We start from the raw sequence: 17,800 nt of genomic DNA, 5'->3' as shown, positions 1-17,800 counted from the left end.
ACTCTCCTAGCCTGCAGGGGTGCGGTTCCTCCACACCTCCGACTGGCATCTGGGGCGCTCGTTCCACCAGGTGGGGCTGCTCGACGCCCAGGCCCAGTTCGTCGACCATCTGGTCGAGACGGTGCGGTCGGAGTCGGTCGATGCCGTCCTGGTGTCGGGCGACATCTACGACCGGGCGATGCCTGCGCCCGACACGGTCCGACTGCTCTCCGAGGCCGTCACGAGGCTGACCGATGCCGGCGCGACGGTCGTGCTGTCCAGCGGCAACCACGACTCTGCCATCCGCCTGGGGTTCGCCAGCGAGCTGCTCGCGCGGGCAGGACTGCACATCCGCTCGACCGTGGACTCGATCGGCACCCCGGTCATGGTGGGTGACGTGGCGATCTACCCGCTGCCCTATCTGGAGCCGTCGGTGACAGCGGGGGCACTCGGAGCGGCGGAGCGCACCCACGCCGGTGTCCTCGACACCGCGATGCAGCGCGTGTGCGCCGATCGGCTCAGCAGGGGCGCCCGCTCGGTCGTGATGGCACACGCGTTCGTCACCGGTGGTGCGACCAGTGACTCCGAGCGCGACATCTCCGTGGGTGGCGTCTCAGCGGTGCACCCACGCCTCTTCGAGGGGGCCGACTACGTGGCTCTGGGGCACCTGCACGGACGTCAGCAGGTGAGCGAGAGCATCCGCTACAGCGGTTCGCCGATCGCCTTGTCGTTCAGCGAGGCAACCCACACCAAGGGATCGTGGCTCGTCGACCTCGAGCCGGACGGCCTCCACGTCGAACTGGTCGAGGCACCGGTCGCCCGGCCGCTGGCGGTCCTGCGCGGTGATCTCGACGACCTCCTGGCCAACCCCGCGTATGCGGTCCACGAGGACTCGTGGTGCCAGGTCACCCTCACCGACCCCGTCCGTCCGCTGGGAGCCATGGAACAGGTGCGGCGCCGGTTCCGCCATGCGCTCGTGCTGCAGTTTGATCCCCAGGGGGTGCCGACGCCCGTTCGCAGCTATGCCGACCGCTCGAGTGCCGCCACGCCGCTCGAGGTGTGCTGCGACTTCCTCACCCATGTCCGTGCGGGCGCCCCGGCGACCGACGACGAGCGGGCCCTGCTCGCCGAGGCGCTCGAGGGAGTCCGTACCGGCGCCGACGAGGCGACTGGGGCCGACCGCCGCGGCATACGAGCGGGTGCCGCATGAGGATCCATCGCCTGAGCATTCGTGCCTTCGGCCCGTTCGCCGACACCGTCGAGGTCGACTTCGAGCGGGTCAGCGAGAGCGGGCTCTTCCTCATCCGGGGTGCGACCGGCGCGGGCAAGACCAGCCTCCTCGACGCGATCGTGTTCGCTCTCTATGCCGACGTGCCGGGCGCCCGTTCCAAGAAGGGCCTGCACAGCGATCATGCCGACCGCCACGTGGTGCCCCAGGTGAGCCTGGACTTCACCGCGGGCGGCCGGTTGCTGCGTCTCGAGCGATCGCCGGAGTTTCGGCGTCCCAAGGCACGGGGCACCGGCGAGACGACTGTCCCGGCCAAGGCCGTGCTGTTCGAGCACCGACACGGCGGTTGGGCCGCCTTGAGCACTCGGCACGACGAGATCGCCGAGGTCGTCCAGGACGTGGTGGGCCTGGGCATGGAGCAGTTCAGCAAGGTGGTCCTGCTCCCCCAGGGTGACTTCGCGGCATTCCTGAGCGCGACTCCCGAGCAGCGACGCACCCTGCTGGAGCAGCTGTTCGACGTCTCGGCGTTCACGGGCGTGGAGGAGTGGCTGGCCGAGCGCCGCAAGGAGACGGCGCTCGCTGCCGAGGGCGAGCGCGGCGCCCTGAGCGCCGACCTCGGGGTCCTCGGCGAGATCCTGGCCAGCAGTCCCCTCACCGGTGATGCCGATGGTGACCCCGACGCCGACTGGTCGCAGGTGCCGCCGGCGCAGCTACCGGCTCGGGTGCAGGACACCCGGGCACGCCTCGCGAGTGCGGTCGACAGGGCGCTCGCCGAGCTTGATGCTGCCAGGCTCGCCGACGTGGCTGCCGCCACCGCGCACACCTCGGGGTCCGAGCTGGCCGCTCGCCAGGAGCGCCTGCGCCAGGCCAGGTCCAGCATGGAGGCACTCGACGAGGGCAGCGACGTGCATCTGACCGCAGTGAGTCTCCTTGAGGCAGCCTCGCGTGCTTCCGCCGTGAGTGGCGACCTGGCCGCGTGGGACCGCGCGGCGACGGCCGTGGCGGCAGCTCGCGACCGGCTCGACACCGCGGAGCAGGAGACCGAGCGCCTGGCTCCCCGCGGCAGCGATACGGCGGCGCTCGACGAGGTCGTGGCCCAGGTCGGGCGCGCAGGCCTCCCCCTGGCCGAGGCCTCCCATCGAGTGACGGCCGCTGCGCCTCGTCAGGCAGAGCACGACGAGCTCAGCCGGCTGCTGTCGCGGCTGCAGGCCGAGGGCCAGGCTTGTGCTGCCGCTATCACGGCTGCGGCGCAGGACCGTGAGGCCGCCGAGGCAGCGGCCCAACGGGCAGCGGACGCGGGTGCGGCAGCCGAGGCCGGTGCCCGCGCCATCGCTGAGCTGACACGGCATCGGCTGCTCCGCGCCGAGCAGGACACCGAGTCGGCGGCACTGGCTGACGAGCAGAGCGCCCTGCTGGCGGCCCGGGACGTCGCCCAGGAGGCGCGCGAGCTCTATCAGAATGCCGTGCAACGGCGCTTGGACGGCCTGGCCGGCGAGCTCGCCGCGCAGCTGCATGCCGGTGATGCCTGCCCTGTCTGCGGGTCCGCCGAGCACCCGTCACCGGCCACCACCGCTGATCCCGTCACCTCCGACGAGGTCGATGCAGCGGAGCGCTCGTGGCAGGCGGCGGCGGCGCAGGCGGCGTCCCATGCCGAGCGGGTGGCGGCCATCGCGGCCTCGCTCGCCGCCCGGGCACAGGCGCTCGCCGGCGATGAGCGCACCGCCGCCCAGCTCGACGAGGAGCTGATGCGCGCCCGGCTCGACCATGACGTCGTGCGGGCGACCGCTGCACAGTCCACCGTCCTGCAGGCCGCCGCAGTCCAGGCCGTCGAGCGCTGCCAGACCCTCGAACAGCGCCGCGGCAGCCTGCACGACGAGGTGACCTCCACCGCCGCGACGCTGGCCACACTCGAGCGCGAGCTGGAGGCCGACCGCCGGGCGGTGGAGTCATGCCTGGCCGAGCACCGGATGCAGTGTCCGTGTGGCGTGGCTGCGCAGGAGCAGGCGGCGATGGACCCGGACCGGGCGCTCTCCGGTCACCAAGCCGCGCTACGGCAGCTGGAGGACCGGGTGCAGGCTGCCGCACAGCTGACGACCGCTCAGAGTGGGCTCGACCAGATGCGCGACCTACTCGACGCGACCCTGACCGAGCACGGGTTCGCCAGTCCGCAGGATGCGCGGGAGCACCTGCTCGCCCCGGAGCGGCTCAGCGAGCTTCGTGCTCAGGTTGCCGCCTATGAGCATCGCCGGGTGGCCGCACAGGCGGTGCTCGACGACCCTCAGCTCGTGTCAGCCCAGGACCTGCCCGAGCCGGATCTCGCCGCCCTGGCCGAGGCGAGCCACCTCGCCCGCGCGACCCTACTGAGTGCCGCCTCGGCTGAGGCGCTCGCACGACGCAGCCTCGACGGCCTGACGCGTGTCGCGGCCACGATCGGGCAGCGATGCGCGGCCGTCGACCAGGCCTGCGCGGCCCACGACGTCGCGCGCCGACTCGCCGACGTCGTCGGCGGCGTGGGCGCCGACAACACCCTGCGCATGCGGCTGTCGGCCTTCGTCCTGGCCGCTCGCCTCGAGAAGGTCGCGACCCTGGCCAACGAACGGCTCGCGACCATGGGTGAGGGTCGCTACCAGCTCCGCCACAGTGACGGCCTGGCCGCTCGTGGGGCTCGCAGCGGGCTCGGTCTCGAGGTACTCGACCAGTGGACCGGGCAGGCGCGCTCCACGAGCTCGCTGTCGGGCGGCGAGTCCTTCATGGCCTCGCTGGCCCTGGCCCTCGGGCTGGCCGACGCAGTGCGCGAGGAGGCCGGCGGGTTCGACCTGCAGACGCTGTTCGTCGACGAAGGATTCGGCACCCTCGACGACGACAGCCTGGAGCAGGTCATGGACGTCCTGGACGGGCTGCGCGAAGGCGGGCGGTCCGTCGGGGTCGTCAGCCACGTCCCCGAGCTGCGCTCGCGTATCCCGTCGCAGGTCGTGGTCGACAAGACCGAGCGAGGGTCACGGGTCAGGCTGCGCGTCACCGACGAGTCGGTGCCGGCAGCCTGACCTCAGCCCTCGAACGCCTCAGGCGGCGGGCAGCTGCAGACGAGGTTGCGGTCTCCGAACGCGCCGTCGATGCGGGCCACGGGCGGCCAGTACTTGTCCGCGGGCGCGACTCCCACCGGGAAGGCCGCATCCGAGCGCTCGTACGGGTACTCCCACTTGCCGGCCAGCGCCTTGGCAGTGTGGGGGGCGTTGCGCAGCATGCTGTCGGCCACGGCCACCTCCCCGGACTCCACGGCGGCGATCTCGCGGCGGATGGCGATCATCGCATCGCAGAACCGGTCGATCTCGTAGCGGTCCTCGCTCTCGGTCGGCTCCACCATCAGCGTGCCGGCGACCGGGAACGACATCGTCGGGGCGTGGAAGCCATAGTCCACCAGTCTCTTGGCCACGTCATCGACCGTGACACCGCTGCGCTTGGTGAGCTCACGCAGGTCAAGGATGCACTCGTGCGCGACGACCCCGTCATGACCGGAGTACAGCACCGGGTAGTGCTCGCGCAGGCGGGTCGCCACGTAGTTGGCGTTGAGCACCGCGACCTGGGTGGCCCGCGTCAACCCGGCACCGCCCATGAGGCGCACGTACGCCCACGAGATCGGCAGGATGCTGGCCGACCCGAACGGCGCGGCAGAGATGGGGCCCACGCCGGTCGCGGGGCCGGCCTCGGCCACGAGTGGGTGGTTGGGCAGATGCGGAGCCAGGTGCGCTCGCACGGCCACCGGGCCCACACCCGGACCGCCACCGCCGTGCGGGATGCAGAACGTCTTGTGCAGGTTGAGGTGCGACACGTCGGCACCGAACTTGCCGGGTCGCGCCAGACCGACCAGGGCGTTCAGGTTGGCGCCGTCGACGTAGACCTGGCCGCCGGCATCGTGCACGAGCCCGCAGAGCTCGGTGATGGTGTCTTCGAACACGCCGTGCGTCGACGGGTAGGTCACCATGATCGCCGCGAGGTCGTCGCTATGCTGCTCGACCTTGGCGCGGAGGTCGTCCATGTCGACATCGCCGCCGGGCGCGGTCTTGACGACCACGACCTTCATGCCCGCCATCACCGCGCTGGCGGCGTTCGTGCCGTGCGCGCTTGCCGGGATGAGGCAGATGCGCCGCTGTGACTGACCGTTGGCCTGGTGGTAGGCGTGGATGGCGAGCAGACCGGCGAACTCACCCTGCGAGCCGGCGTTCGGCTGCAGCGACACGGCGTCGTAACCGGTGATCTCGCACAGCCATGCGGACAGGTCGTCGATGAGCTCGCGGATGCCCTCGGTCTGATGGGAGGGTGCGAACGGGTGGAGGTCGGCGAACTCCGGCCAGGTCACCGAGACCATCTCGGTCGTGGCATTGAGCTTCATGGTGCACGAGCCGAGCGGGATCATGCCGCGGTCCAGCGCGAAGTCGCGGTCCGCGAGGCGGCGCAGGTAGCGCAGCATGGACGTCTCGGAGTGGTGGCTGTGGAACACCGGGTGGGTCAGGTACGTGCTGGTCCGGACGAGCTCGGCCGGCCAGGCAAGCTCGGTCAGCGGGACCTCGGTACGCCCGGCCACACCGAAGGCGGCCCAGACAGCGTCCAGGTCGCGCAGGTCCGTGGTCTCGTCCACGCTCACCGAGACGGTGTCGGCGTCGACACGCCACAGGTTGACCCCGCGCTGGGCGGCCTCGGCGACGACCTCGTCGGCCCGACCGGGCACCGCCACAGTGACCGTGTCGAAGTAGTGCGTGGTGGAGACCTCGACGCCTCCGTCGGTCAGCCCCTCCACCAGGGCCTGCGCGTGGGCATGGGTCCGGCGCGCGATCGCGGCCAGTCCGGCCGGGCCGTGGTACACGGCATACATCGACGCCATCACTGCGAGCAGCACCTGGGCGGTGCAGATGTTGGACGTGGCCTTCTCGCGGCGGATGTGCTGCTCGCGGGTCTGGAGAGCGAGGCGGTATGCGGGGGCGCCCTCGGCGTCCACGCTCACCCCGACGAGGCGGCCGGGTAGCGAGCGCTCCAGGCCGGGGCGGACGCTCATGTAGCCGGCGTGGGGGCCGCCGAAGCCCATCGGGACACCGAACCGCTGGCTGGTACCGACTGCGACATCGGCGCCCCACTCGCCGGGCGCGGTGGCCAGGGTCAGCGCCAGCAGGTCGGCTGCCGCGGTGACCAGCGCGCCCACCTCGTGAGCGGCAGCGGCGAGGGCCCGCCAGTCGCGCAGCTCGCCGTCGGCCCCGGGGTACTGCACGAGCACACCGAAGATGTCACGGTCCCCCGCCGCCACGCGCAGCGCGTCCGCCGAGTCGACGGCATCGAGGTCGGCCACGAGAACGTCCAGTCCGAGCGGCACCGCCCGCGTCTGCATCACGGCCACCGTCTGCGGGAACGCGTGGCGGTCGACCAGCATCACAGCGTCAGCCGCGGCCTTGCTGGAGCGACGCATGAGCGTCATCGCCTCGGCGGCCGCGGTGCCTTCGTCGAGCAGCGACGCACCCGCGGTGGCAAGACCGGTCAGGTCACTGACCACGGTCTGGAAGTTGAGCAGGGCCTCGAGACGGCCCTGGGAGATCTCAGGCTGGTAGGGCGTGTAGGCGGTGTACCAGGCGGGGTTCTCGAGCACGTTGCGCTGCACGACGGCGGGCGTGATGGTGCCGTAGTAGCCGAGCCCGATCATCGAGGTCATCACCTGGTTGCGGCGTGCCAGGCCACGGAGCTCCTCCACGACAGCGCCTTCGGAGGCGGCGGCGTCGATCCGCAGCGGACTGTCGGTGCGGATGGCGCCGGGCAGCGCGTGGTCGGTCAACGCGTCGAGCGAGGCGTGACCCACGACGGCGAGCATGGCGTCGACGTCGGACTCGGAGGGACCGATGTGCCGTCCGGTGAACTCGGACAGGTCAGCGGTGGAGAAGACGGACATGAGGCTCCTGAACGTGGGTGTGCTCGGTCAGCCTCCCCTTCTGTCACGGCTGATCGCCGCTTCAGAGGTGCCTGTCCCGCGTGGTCCTGGCGCCTGAGAGGTTCCGGGGAGATTTGCCCCTTCGGCGCCCCGGGCCGGCGGCCCAGGGACTCTCCCACACGGGATGGTCAGCACAGTCAATCTACACGACGAAGCCCGCGCATCCGCGAGGACGGGCGGGCTTCGTCGAAGCGTGGAGCGGGGGTCGCGTCAGGCGAGACGTGCCTGTCGACGCATCCGCAGCTCGTCGCCCGGGTGCTCGGCGGGGGCGTCCTCTTCGGCGCGCTCGCTCGGCAGCTCCGCCAGCTCGCCCTCGACCTCGCGCCACACCCGGCCGACAGCGATGCCGAACACACCCTGGCCGCCCTGCACCAGGTCGATGACCTCGTCGGCCGAGGTGCACTCGTAGACGGACGCGCCGTCGCTCATGAGCGTGATCTGGGCGAGGTCCTCGACCCCCCGCTCGCGCAGGTGCGTGATCGCGACGCGGATCTGCTGGAGGGAGACGCCGGTGTCGAGCAGCCGCTTGACGACCTTAAGGACGAGGATGTCGCGGAAGCCGTAGAGCCGCTGCGTCCCGGAGCCGGTCGCGCCACGCACCGACGGCTCGACCAGGCCGGTGCGGGCCCAGTAGTCGAGCTGACGGTAGGTGATGCCGGCCGCCTTGCAGGCCGTGGGCCCGCGGTAGCCGATGTCGTCACTGAGCTCCGGAAGGTCGTCCGTGAACAGCAGTCCCTGTGCCGCCGCCGGCACGGTCGTGCTGGTCGTCGCGCCGTGTCGAGCCTCACCGCTCGGGTTCACGATGCTCACCTCCTGGTCAGTGCGGACGCCAAACTACAGCCGTCGCATTCATGGTCTGAGCCGACGGTACGGCCGGGCGTGACTGCAGGTCAACCACCACACGACCTTCGCCCTTCGGCGTGTCGCGGCATACAGCCCATCTCTCACCCTAAGGTTCAGGGTCAGACTCTCCCGGGTCGCTCTCGAAGTCCTCGGCCGAGACGTGGTCGAGGAACTCCTTGAAGCGCTCCACCTCGTCCTCGGCGTCCTCGTCGCTCGACATCGAGACCCCAGCCTCCTCCAGGAGCGTCTCCCCCGTCACGATCTCGGTCCCGGTCCGCAGGGCCAGGGCGATCGCGTCGGAGCTGCGCGAGGAGATCTCCGTGGTGCCGTCGAGGATCAGGGCGGCGTAGAAGATGCCGTCGCGCAGCTCGACGATGCGCACCTCGGTGAGCCGGTGTCCCAGACCCTCGATGACGTTCTTCATCAGGTCGTGGGTCAGCGGACGCGGCGGCTGGATGCCCTGCTGGGCATAGGCGATGGCCGTCGCCTCGGCGGCGCCGATCCAGATCGGCAGGTAGCGGTCACCGCCGCGCTCGCGCAACAGGACGATGGGGTGGTTGGTGGGCATCTCGACGCGGACACCAAGGACATCCAGAGCCTTCACTGCTCCACCGTACCCCGTCGGACACGCCGTTCACCCGCGGGAGAGGCCGTCCTTCACCAATGCGGTATGCAAGGCGATGCAGAGCCGCAGAACGTCAGGTGTCGGGTCCGCCTCAGCCCGGTGTGGCGTGACGACCTGCTGCACGAGCCCCACCTCACGGTCGGCGGCGGTGCGGAAGGGCCGAAGGTGCCTGGGCTCGATTCCGTAGGCCGCGAGCCCGGAAGCCGCGTGGGCGATCGCCAGCGCGGACTCCCCGAAGTGACCGCCCTGGTCTGCCCGCAGCAGCCCGAACGTCGCCAGCGCCTCGAACGCAGACTCCTCGAGCCCGGTGGCACGCATCAGCTCGTCCCGGGTCAGCAGGAGCCCCGCCGATGGCGCCAGGTCGGCCGCCGTCGGGAGATCAGGGTCGACCGAGGCGTCGGGGACCCGCGGCCGCCCCAGGGCCGCCCCCGCCCCAGAGTCCGATGTCAGCCCACGGTCGAGGGCATCCAGAGCGTCGCGGATGACCTTGAGCGGCCAGTAGTGGTCCCGCTGAGCCGCGAGGATGTAGCGCAGCCGCTCAAGGTCGTGCTCGGAGTAGGAGCGGTACCCCGATCCCGTGCGGGCCGGGGTCACGAGCCCCTCAGCCTCGAGGAAGCGGATCTTCGAGATGCTGACGTCGGGGAAGTCGTCGTGGAGGGTGGCCAGCACCGCCCCGATCGTCATGCCCTGACGTGGGTTCCGAGCGGTCACCAGGAGCCTTGTTCAGGCCTTGCCGGCGTAGAAGACCAGACGGAACTTGCCGATCTGCACCTCGTCGCCGGTGTGCAGCGTCGCCTCGTCGATGCGCTCGCGGTTGACGTAGGTCCCGTTGAGCGAGCCCACGTCGCGCACGACGAAGGTGCTCGCCTCGCGGCGGAAGTTCGCGTGCTTGCGGGACACGGTCACGTCGTCGAGGAAGATGTCGCTGTCGGGGTGGCGCCCCGCGTTGACCTCGTCGTCGTCGAGCAGGAACCGCGCGCCGGTGTTGGGGCCACGGAGCACGACGAGCAACGCCGTGCCGGGACGCAGGGCGTCGACGGTCGCCTGGTCGGCCCTGCTGAGCGTGATGTCCGACTCGGCGCTGGTGTCGATCTGCTCGAGGTCGCCGATGCCCGGCAGCCGCATGGTGGTCGGCTCGTGCGGGCGCGACGTCTCTGGGTCGTTCTCGCTGCCGTTCATGCGTTCTGCTCCTCGTGTGTCGGGCCCTGCGACTCCCCCTCTAGCAAAGCACAAACCTAGGAGACGGCCACGGGGGTTTGTGGTCGTTTACCGGAATCGGACGCCGCTCAGGCGAGCTGCTCCTGGTAGGCCGGTGCGTCGAGCAGAGCGTCGAGGGCGCCCGCGTCGGCCGGGCGCAGCTCGTACATCCAGCCGGCGCCGTAGGGGTCGGTGTTGACCAGCTCGGGCGTGCTGTCGAGCGCGTCGTTCACGCCGGTGACCTCGCCGGCGAGGGGGGCGTAGAGGTCGCTGACCGACTTCGTGGACTCGACCTCACCGCAGGCGTCGCCGGCCGAGACGGTGTCACCCACCGCCGGGAGGCTCACGTAGACGACGTCGCCGAGGGCGTCCTGGGCGAACGCGGTGATGCCGATCCGAACCACACCGTCGTCGTTGACGCGCACCCACTCGTGCTCAGGGGTGTAACGCAGGTCCTCGGGGTAGTCCAGCTGGCTCATGCGAATCCTCTCGGGACGTGGTCAGCGGCATCACTTCGACGGCGCCGGGACGGGGCGAGCGTAACGAGGCGTGGGAAGGGTGTGCAACGCGGTGATGCTCACCGACGCTCTCTGGTCGATCGTGGACTGCGCACCCTGCCCGTGCACCGAGTCCGTAACGCCGCCGGGGATGCCCATCGCGGAGGCCATGGTGGCGCTATCGCCGATGGCCTTGATGACGTATGGCGAGGTCAACGGCTCTCCCGAGACCTGGACGCTGCCGCCCGCGTCGGCGAACCAGGTGTCGGCCACGACGCGCACGGTCCCGATCTGCACGGCCTCCGCCCCGGCGTCCCTCAGCTCCTGGAGGGCGTCGAGGAGCAGGGCCGAGGTGACCTTGTGCCCGGGGTCAGTGATGGTGATGACGATGCCGGGGCCTATGGCCGGGACGGTGCCGGTCAGGATGCCGAGCGTGTCGAGCCGGTCCTGGGCCGACTTCAGGGCCTCGGAGCTCGACCCGGCTCCGGAGAGCAGGCGGTCGCGGCTCACCTCCAGAGCACGGGTGTCGTTGCCCAACCGCGCCTGTTCCTGGCTGACGTCGTCCAGGATCCGCACCAGCTCGTCCTCACGCAGCTGCTCCAGTCCGCTCTGGCTGGTCTGGTGAACCTGCGTGGCGATGGCGAACCCGAGCCCGATGGCGAGCAGCGCCGCGAAGGCGTTGGCTCGGGTCGCCCGGGGACGGGCCATCCGCAGCAGCACCCCCCACGCCGACGTCTGGGTCGGCCTCGGGGGCGGGCTCGGAGCGGGTGTCGGGCTGCTCATGCCCGGAACAGGTGCCGGCGGATCGAGGCGACGTTGGAGAAGATCCGCACTCCCAGCACGACGACGACTCCCGTCGAGAGCTGCGACCCGACGCCGAGCTGGTCACCCAGGAAGACGATGAACGCTGCGACCACGACATTGGCCAGGAACGACACCACGAAGACCTTGTCGTTGAAGATCCCGTCCAGCACGGCCCGAACCGCCCCGAACACGGCGTCGAGCGCGGCGATGACCGCGATCGGCAGGTACGGCTGAAGGCCCAGTGGGACGTCGGGGCCCCACACGAGTCCGAGAAGGACTCCTCCGACGAGGCCGAGCAGGGGAATCACGGTGTTGGCTCCGATGTGGTCGGTGTTGTGGTCGGTGTGGATGTATGCGGTGTTGACGTATGGGGTGTTGACGTATGCGGTGTTGACGTATGGGGCGTGGAGGTCGGTGAGCGCCGCGTGGGCGTACCGGTGGGGACCGGGGTCGACCCTGGCACCACGGCATACCGGAGCGTCAAGGTGGTCGCAGCCGGGAGGGTGAGCGAGTCGACGTTGTCCATGGAAACACGGATGCCGTAGTTGTCGGTCAGGGCACGCGCATAGGCGCCACCGTCATTGCCCGCGAAGTCCGCCTGCAACGACTTGGGGTCGCCGATGGCGTCGATGGTGTACGGCCGCGTCAGCGGGCGGTAGTTGACCAGGATCGCCTCGCCGGCGAAGCGGATCGCCGACTTGGAGGTCAGCCGCTGCCCGTTCACGGCGATGGCCTCCGCACCCGCCTCCCACAGCCCGTCGACCACGATCTGCAGGTCCTTGGACAGCACCTTGCCGTCGGTGCTCTGGGCGTTCGTACGGGGGTTGCCGTCCGCGCTGTTGCCCGGCGCGCTGGGAGCGTCGTCGAGCACGAGCCGCATACCCGGACCAGTCACGGCGTCGGCCCCCGACGCCAGTGATAGCGCGGCCAGCCGGTCCTGCAGGGCCCGCTGGTCGCTCTGTGCGAGGGCCTGGCTCTGGAGCTGGTCGACCTGGCTCTGAAGGGTCCGGAGCTGGGCACCCTCGGCGTCGGCCGCGCGGCGGCGGGCCTGGATCTCGGCGACCAGCTCGGACTTGGCCTTGACGGCAGACGGCGACGGAGCACGCAATGCCAGCGCCCCGGTCGTCAGCAGAAGGCCGATCACCAGGGCCGCACCGAGGACGCCCGGCGTGCGGACCCCGGTGCTGGCGGGAAGTCCCGCCTCTTCGCGCGCCTGAGCAGCAGCGGCATACCCCGGGTCCAAGGGGCGCTCCATCATGGAGGTGAGCAGGGTCATGGACTCGTCCAGGCGCCGCCCCGGGGTCGGGGACGGCGAGGAGGTGCGGTGCGAGCTGGGGCCCATGACTGAGGCTAGGTCCTGAGGGCGCGGGCATGAGCCCGCGCCACCTCGCGGGCCTGGCCGATGTAGATCGCGCCCGCGACCCAGTAGAGGACGACACCCCACCAGGCGAAGGCCCATCCGATCGGCAACGCCCACCGCGCGAAGCCCCCCTCGCCCTGCCCGAGCAGGAGAAGGGGGAAGGCGTAGAGCAGGTTGAACGTGGCGGCCTTGCCGACGAAGTGCACGGGCAGCCCGGTCTGGCCGAAGCGGCGGATCCAGGCGAGAACCCCGGCCAGCAGCACCTCCCGGCCCACGAGGACCGCCACGAGCCACCAGGGGATGATGTCGCGCCAAGCCAGGCCCACCAGGGTCGTCGCGATGTAGAGGCGGTCGGCCAGGGGGTCCAGCAGCTGCCCCACCCGCGACTCCAGGCCGAAGCGTCTCGCGATCTTGCCGTCAAGGTAGTCGCTCAGGCCCGACAGCATGAGGGTGACGAGGGCGATGGCGTCGTGGCGCGTGAGGATGGCCCAGACGAAGATGGGAACCCCCACCAGCCGCAGGGCGGAGAGCACGTTCGGGAGCGTGAGCACCCGGTCGGACGCGGGCGTCGCGCGGGACGACCCCGCCTCCAGCTGCCCGTTGCCCTGTGCCGCCACGCGGGAAGCCTAACGGGCGGGTGCTCGTACAGTTCACAGGCATGGAGAACCCTCTGCTCGGCCCCGGGCTGGACAGCCTGCGCGAGCGACGCAGTCTCAAGTGGCGGTTGTACGGGCCTGACGTGCTGCCCCTGTGGGTCGCGGAGATGGACGTCGTACCCGCCGAGCCGGTTCGGCGCGCCGTCATCGACGCGGTGGAGCGCGGCGACACGGGCTATCCGTGGGCGGACGACTATGCCGAGGCGCTCGCATCCTTCGCCCGGACCCGCTGGGGCTGGAGCCCGGACCCGCGGGCGATGGCGCTGGTCCCGGACGTCATGATCGGGGTGAGCGAGGTCCTCAAGCTCCTGACCGGCCCCGGTGACGCCGTCGTCGTCAACTCTCCGGTCTATCCCCCGTTCTTCGAGTTCGTCAGCCATCTGGGGCGCCGGGTGGTCGAGGCGCCCCTGTCCCCCGCCGGGCGGATCGACCCGGAGACGCTGGACCGCGCCCTGGGCGAGGCCGTGCGCTCGGGTGAGCGCGCGGCATACCTGATCTGCAACCCCCAGAACCCCACCGGAGCGGTGCACACCGCGGCCGAGCTCACCGAGGCGCTCACCCTCGCCGAGCGCTACGGCGTCCGGGTCGTGGCTGACGAGATCCACGCACCGCTCGTGCCCGCCGGGACGCGGTTCACGCCGGTGACGTCGCTGGACGCCGGTGCGCGCGCGATCTCGCTCATGTCGGCTTCCAAGGCCTTCAACCTGGCGGGTCTCAAGGCGGCCGTTGCGGTGCCGGGGCCCGCGGCGGTGAGCGACCTCGCCCAGCTGCCCGAGGTGGTCTCCCACGGGGCGAGCCACCTTGGCGTCCTCGCCCACCGGGCTGCCTATCTCGAGGGCGGTCCCTGGCTCGACGCCCTGCTCCAGGGGCTGGACGAGAACCGGCGCCTGCTGGCGGGCCTCCTGGCCGAGCACCTTCCCGAAGTGGGCTACCGGATCCCGGAGGGGACCTTTCTCGCGTGGCTCGACTTTCGTGCGCTGGACCTCGGCGACGACCCGGCGGAGGTGCTGCGCGAGCGGGCACGGGTGGCGCTGCACCCGGGGCCGGGCTTCGGCCAGGGAGGGTTGGGGCATGCGCGGCTGAACTTCGGCACGGCGCCGTCGATCCTGCGCGAGGCCGTGACCCGGATCGCCGCCGCGGTGTAGGTGCGTGCCACAGTGGTTGTCATGGCCGATGATTCTGGGTTCACCGGGTTCCCTGCCTGGGGCGTGAGGTTCTACGGGCAGCTGCAGGAGAACAACACCAAGGAGTTCTGGACCCAGCACAAGTCCGAGTGGGAACGGGCCGTACGCGACCCCATGCGCGACCTGGTCGAGGAGCTCGAGGACGAGTTCGGCCCGGCCACCGTGTTCCGGCCCAACCGCGACCTGCGGTTCAGCGCGGACAAGTCGCCGTACAAGACGTACCAGGGCGCGATCGCCGGACCCGCCGCGGGCATCGGGTTCTACGTGCAGCTCGACGCCGAGGGTCTGTTGGTAGGCGGAGGTTTCCACACCCACTCCCCCGCACAGACCGACCGGTTCCGCGCCGCGATCGACGCGGACCCCAGCGGCGCCGAGCTCGAACGGATCACCGACGCCCTGGCCGCCCAGGGCTATGTGCTCGGAGGCGCGGCCCTCAAGACCCGGCCCAAAGGCGTCGACCCCGACCATCCTCGGCTGGACCTGTTGCGGCGCAAAGAGATCATGGCGCTGCGGCGCATCGGCACTCCGCCATGGCTCGAGTCCCACGAGGCACTCGACCAGGTGCGCGACCACTGGGTCGCCATCCGGCCCTTGAGCGAGTGGATCGTCACGCATGTCGGGCCCGCCGAGAGCCGCGCGGGCGCGGGCGCCGGCTCGCGAGGGCGCTGAGGTAACCATGGGTGGCGGCCACGGACACTCGCACGTCCACTCTGGGACGACCAACCCTGATGCGCCCCAGGTCCCGGCTTCGGTCAAGCGCGTGCTCGGCGCCGTGGTGGCGCTGCTCGTGCTGGCATCCCTGGCCGGAATGTGGGTGCTGCGCCCGACCGGACACGGTCGCCCGACCGTGCCCGGCGCATCGTCAGGTGCGACCTACCTGTCCGGCGTGGTCGGCAGCCTGACGCCCCTCGACTGCTCGCAGATGGGCGCCGCGCCGGCGAAGGGCTCGGCAGGGGTGGCCGGGTCGGGGCAGTGCGCCACAGCCATGGTGCGGCTCGACAACGCCACCACGATCAGCATCGACGTCCCGCCTGAGGTCGTCAGAGCTGGCGTCGGGACTGCGGTGGTGGTCATGAAGGTCCCGAGCCAGAGCGGGTCGCCCTACGCCTACTACGACCTGGACCGGGGCAAGCCCCTCGTGCTCCTGGCTCTGCTGTTCTGCGTCGTCGTCGTGGGGGTCGCCCGATGGCGGGGGCTGCGAGCCCTCGTCGGCCTCGGTGTGGCGGCGGTCGTGGTCACGAAGTTCCTGCTCCCGGCACTCCTCGAGGGGCACGACCCCGTGGCGCTGGGTCTGGCCACCTCGGGCGCGATCATGGTCGTCGTCCTGTACCTCGCACACGGCGTCACACTGCGCACGACGACCGCCCTCCTCGGGACCATGGTGGGGGTCGGCATCACGGCAGGGCTGGGCGTTGCCGCTGTGGCGGCGGCGCACCTGACGGGTGTCAGCAACGACGACAACCAGGCCCTGCAGGTCGTGGCTCAACAGCTCGACCTCAGCAACCTGTTGACGTGCGGCATCATCCTGGCCGGCCTCGGCATCCTCAACGACGTCACCATCACTCAGAGCTCGGCCGTCTGGGAGCTGTGGGAGCTGGCGCCGGGCATCGGCCCGCGGCGGCTCTACGCGCAGGCGATGCGGATCGGCCGCGACCACATCGCCTCCACTGTCTACACGGTGGTGTTCGCGTATGCCGGTGCGGCGCTGCCCGTGCTCCTGCTCATCAACCTCTATGACCAGCCCCTGTGGCGCACGCTCACCAGCCTGGACATCGGTGAGGAGCTGGTTCGCACCATGGCCGGTGGGGTCGGTCTGGTGCTCAGCGTTCCCGCGACGACGGCGCTCGCCGTCCTTGTGGTGAGCTCCATCCGCGCCGAGGGGTCCTGGGCCCCTGTCTCGGGCGGGGTGACCGCTGACGAGGTCCTGCCTGGGACGCGGCGGGCCAGGCGCGGCCACGGGTCTCGGCGCCGTCGGCGCTAGACCCGACGGTTGGCGCTCAGGTGGCGGATCTGGGCGACCAGGTCCGCCCGCAGGTCATCGTGTCCAGGCCCGAGCACCGTCTCCGGCGCAGGGGCTCGCCACCGCTGGATCGGGTGCAGCGCGACCGGCCGCCAGGTGTGCTCTGGACCCTCCCACTCGTAGCGCGGCCACACATGTGCATGCAGAAACGCGTCATGGTTGCCCTGGATCTCCAGGTTGACGCGCCTGAAGGCAGGATCACGGCGCTCGCTTACCAGCTCCACAGCCTCACCGAGCAGCTCGAGGTCGGCCAGGAAGCCCAGCCGGCGGTGGCGCGGGAGGTCGGTCAGCCGGTCGGCACCGGGTGTGTCGGTGATCAGGACGCAGTAGCCGGGCAGGAACTGGACGTCTCCCATCACGGCGAATCCGGCGGACAACCGGGCCAGCACGGTGGGGTTCTCACCGCGCAGCGCAGCCCCCACTCGGTCGCGTCTCCAGTCGTCAGGACTGAGTGCCTCGCTCACCCGGCTCACCCTGGCACAGACCGCCCCCCGCCGGCTCAGGTCAGTCGTCGAAGACATGCCAGCAGATGGGACTGCGGCGTCGTTCGTCGTCGAGCACGAGCTCACGGACGGCCTCGGGGAGCCTCTCCTGCTGCCACGCGCGCTCGGCGGCGCGAGCCGTACCCGCGTCGTCTGGCGGCACGGACGCGACGGCCGCCCTGAGGGCATAGGCGGCAGCCCCGAGGTCGTGGGCGGCGACATGAGGCACCGCGGCCGCCTGGCGGGAGTCGCTCATGCGCACCTCTCCGCGAATCCAGCCCCTACCGAGCTCGATGGCCTCGTGAGGCCGTGTGTCACCGGGCTGCTGGTCCTCGAACAACGGCAGCACGTGCTCCGCGCACAACAGCGCCCACTCAGCTAGGAGCCGGTGGTGCGCATCGGTCAGCGAGCCGCCGCGACGGATGGTGACCAGCCGGGTATCACGCTCTTTCGGGAGCATGGGCACACCGCATTCCTAGCACCGTCGAACCGCCCAGACACCCGGCGTGTGGACCTCGGCATCGGGCGGGCGAGAGCAGCAGAACGGGGTCTGACCTGTGGTGACAGGCCAGACCCCGGTTGGTCGGGCTGACAGGATTTGAACCTGCGACCCCTTGACCCCCAGATTGGCGGGGGTCTTGCTCAGCGCTCGAGCGATGTACCAAGCTGCGCAGGTAGACGACACCGCCGCGATCGCCATATTGAGGCGCAGAGCTGCAAATCCATCCCACGGCCCAAGAACGCACGCTGGACCGGGTCGCAACCGCCAAGGTCGACTCTGGCCCCCGTCGACAGCGAGCGCATTGGCGGCGTCGGGTCAAATGAGTCCGCTCACCGTAGTGCAAGCCCAGCTAGCGGCTAGGCGGTAATCGCCTCCGACGGCAACCCGCACGAACACCTCGCGGATGTGGGAGGCGTATTCATTCAGGATCTCGCCCGCGGTGGCGGTGTCCGGGT

General features: G+C 70.8%; 17 protein-coding genes and 1 riboswitch. Of the genes, 5 read left to right on the top strand and 12 right to left on the bottom strand.

What is annotated here, in order from left to right; translation table 11 throughout:
* Nucleotides 1–19 precede the first annotated feature (19 nt).
* Nucleotides 20–1,189, top strand: coding sequence for an exonuclease SbcCD subunit D (locus VGN50_RS00430; RefSeq protein WP_327442652.1), 1,170 nt, complete (start codon nt 20–22; stop codon nt 1,187–1,189).
* A complete protein-coding gene (locus VGN50_RS00425; protein WP_327442651.1) occupies nt 1,186–4,251 on the top strand; it encodes an SMC family ATPase in 3,066 nt (1,021 codons plus the stop codon). Before VGN50_RS00430 ends, VGN50_RS00425 begins: the two co-directional genes overlap by 4 nt.
* A gap of 2 nt (nt 4,252–4,253) precedes the next feature.
* Here the strand turns inward: VGN50_RS00425 and gcvP are convergent, their stop codons facing one another.
* The 10 genes from gcvP to VGN50_RS00375 form a co-directional block, all read right to left on the bottom strand.
* Entirely contained in the window at nt 4,254–7,136 is a 2,883-nt protein-coding gene (gene gcvP / locus VGN50_RS00420; RefSeq protein WP_327442650.1) for an aminomethyl-transferring glycine dehydrogenase, read from the bottom strand.
* Between the two features lie 71 nt (nt 7,137–7,207).
* A riboswitch (glycine riboswitch) is annotated at nt 7,208–7,303 on the bottom strand.
* A gap of 82 nt (nt 7,304–7,385) precedes the next feature.
* Nucleotides 7,386–7,976, bottom strand: a complete 591-nt coding sequence (locus VGN50_RS00415; protein WP_327442706.1) for a MerR family transcriptional regulator — start codon at nt 7,974–7,976, stop codon at nt 7,386–7,388.
* Between the two features lie 148 nt (nt 7,977–8,124).
* A complete protein-coding gene (locus VGN50_RS00410; protein ID WP_327442649.1) occupies nt 8,125–8,622 on the bottom strand; it encodes a bifunctional nuclease family protein in 498 nt (165 codons plus the stop codon).
* A gap of 30 nt (nt 8,623–8,652) precedes the next feature.
* Nucleotides 8,653–9,354, bottom strand: coding sequence for a MerR family transcriptional regulator (locus VGN50_RS00405; RefSeq protein ID WP_327442648.1), 702 nt, complete (start codon nt 9,352–9,354; stop codon nt 8,653–8,655).
* 12 nt (nt 9,355–9,366) lie between these two features.
* Complete coding sequence (locus tag VGN50_RS00400; RefSeq protein ID WP_327442647.1) at nt 9,367–9,822, bottom strand: FHA domain-containing protein; 456 nt, start codon at nt 9,820–9,822, stop codon at nt 9,367–9,369.
* 107 nt (nt 9,823–9,929) lie between these two features.
* Entirely contained in the window at nt 9,930–10,319 is a 390-nt protein-coding gene (gene gcvH / locus VGN50_RS00395) for a glycine cleavage system protein GcvH (RefSeq protein ID WP_327442646.1), read from the bottom strand.
* A 30-nt stretch (nt 10,320–10,349) separates the two neighbouring features.
* Nucleotides 10,350–11,120: a DUF881 domain-containing protein gene (locus VGN50_RS00390; protein WP_327442645.1), complete on the bottom strand. Its 771-nt coding sequence runs from the start codon at nt 11,118–11,120 to the stop codon at nt 10,350–10,352.
* Entirely contained in the window at nt 11,117–11,449 is a 333-nt protein-coding gene (locus tag VGN50_RS00385; RefSeq protein WP_327442644.1) for a small basic family protein, read from the bottom strand. Before VGN50_RS00385 ends, VGN50_RS00390 begins: the two co-directional genes overlap by 4 nt.
* Nucleotides 11,446–12,483 carry a DUF881 domain-containing protein gene (locus tag VGN50_RS00380; RefSeq protein WP_327442643.1) on the bottom strand — a complete coding sequence of 346 codons (1,038 nt, stop codon included), beginning with the start codon at nt 12,481–12,483 and terminating at the stop codon, nt 11,446–11,448. The genes VGN50_RS00385 and VGN50_RS00380 overlap by 4 nt, the downstream gene beginning before the upstream one ends.
* An 8-nt stretch (nt 12,484–12,491) precedes the next feature.
* Nucleotides 12,492–13,118, bottom strand: a complete 627-nt coding sequence (locus VGN50_RS00375) for a CDP-alcohol phosphatidyltransferase family protein (RefSeq protein WP_327442642.1) — start codon at nt 13,116–13,118, stop codon at nt 12,492–12,494.
* A 41-nt stretch (nt 13,119–13,159) separates the two neighbouring features.
* On the opposite strand from VGN50_RS00375, the gene VGN50_RS00370 reads away from it, so the two are divergent.
* The 3 genes from VGN50_RS00370 to VGN50_RS00360 all read left to right on the top strand — a co-directional run bounded on the left by VGN50_RS00370 (nt 13,160) and on the right by VGN50_RS00360 (nt 16,322).
* Complete coding sequence (locus VGN50_RS00370; RefSeq protein WP_327442641.1) at nt 13,160–14,302, top strand: MalY/PatB family protein; 1,143 nt, start codon at nt 13,160–13,162, stop codon at nt 14,300–14,302.
* Between the two features lie 21 nt (nt 14,303–14,323).
* Nucleotides 14,324–15,010, top strand: a complete 687-nt coding sequence (locus VGN50_RS00365; RefSeq protein ID WP_327442640.1) for a DUF2461 domain-containing protein — start codon at nt 14,324–14,326, stop codon at nt 15,008–15,010.
* Between the two features lie 91 nt (nt 15,011–15,101).
* Nucleotides 15,102–16,322, top strand: coding sequence for a YibE/F family protein (locus VGN50_RS00360; protein ID WP_327442639.1), 1,221 nt, complete (start codon nt 15,102–15,104; stop codon nt 16,320–16,322).
* Here the strand turns inward: VGN50_RS00360 and VGN50_RS00355 are convergent.
* Entirely contained in the window at nt 16,319–16,825 is a 507-nt protein-coding gene (locus VGN50_RS00355; RefSeq protein WP_327442638.1) for a diadenosine tetraphosphate hydrolase, read from the bottom strand. The two genes, VGN50_RS00360 and VGN50_RS00355, sit on opposite strands and share 4 nt — an antisense overlap.
* Nucleotides 16,826–16,865: 40 nt before the next feature.
* A complete protein-coding gene (locus VGN50_RS00350) occupies nt 16,866–17,309 on the bottom strand; it encodes a putative immunity protein (protein WP_327442637.1) in 444 nt (147 codons plus the stop codon).
* Between the last annotated feature and the right edge of the window lie 491 nt (nt 17,310–17,800).

The organism is Pedococcus sp. (assembly GCF_036000045.1).
In the GTDB taxonomy this organism is placed as follows: Bacteria; Actinomycetota; Actinomycetes; order Actinomycetales; family Dermatophilaceae; genus Pedococcus.
This window is presented reverse-complemented; position numbering and strand designations above follow the sequence as displayed.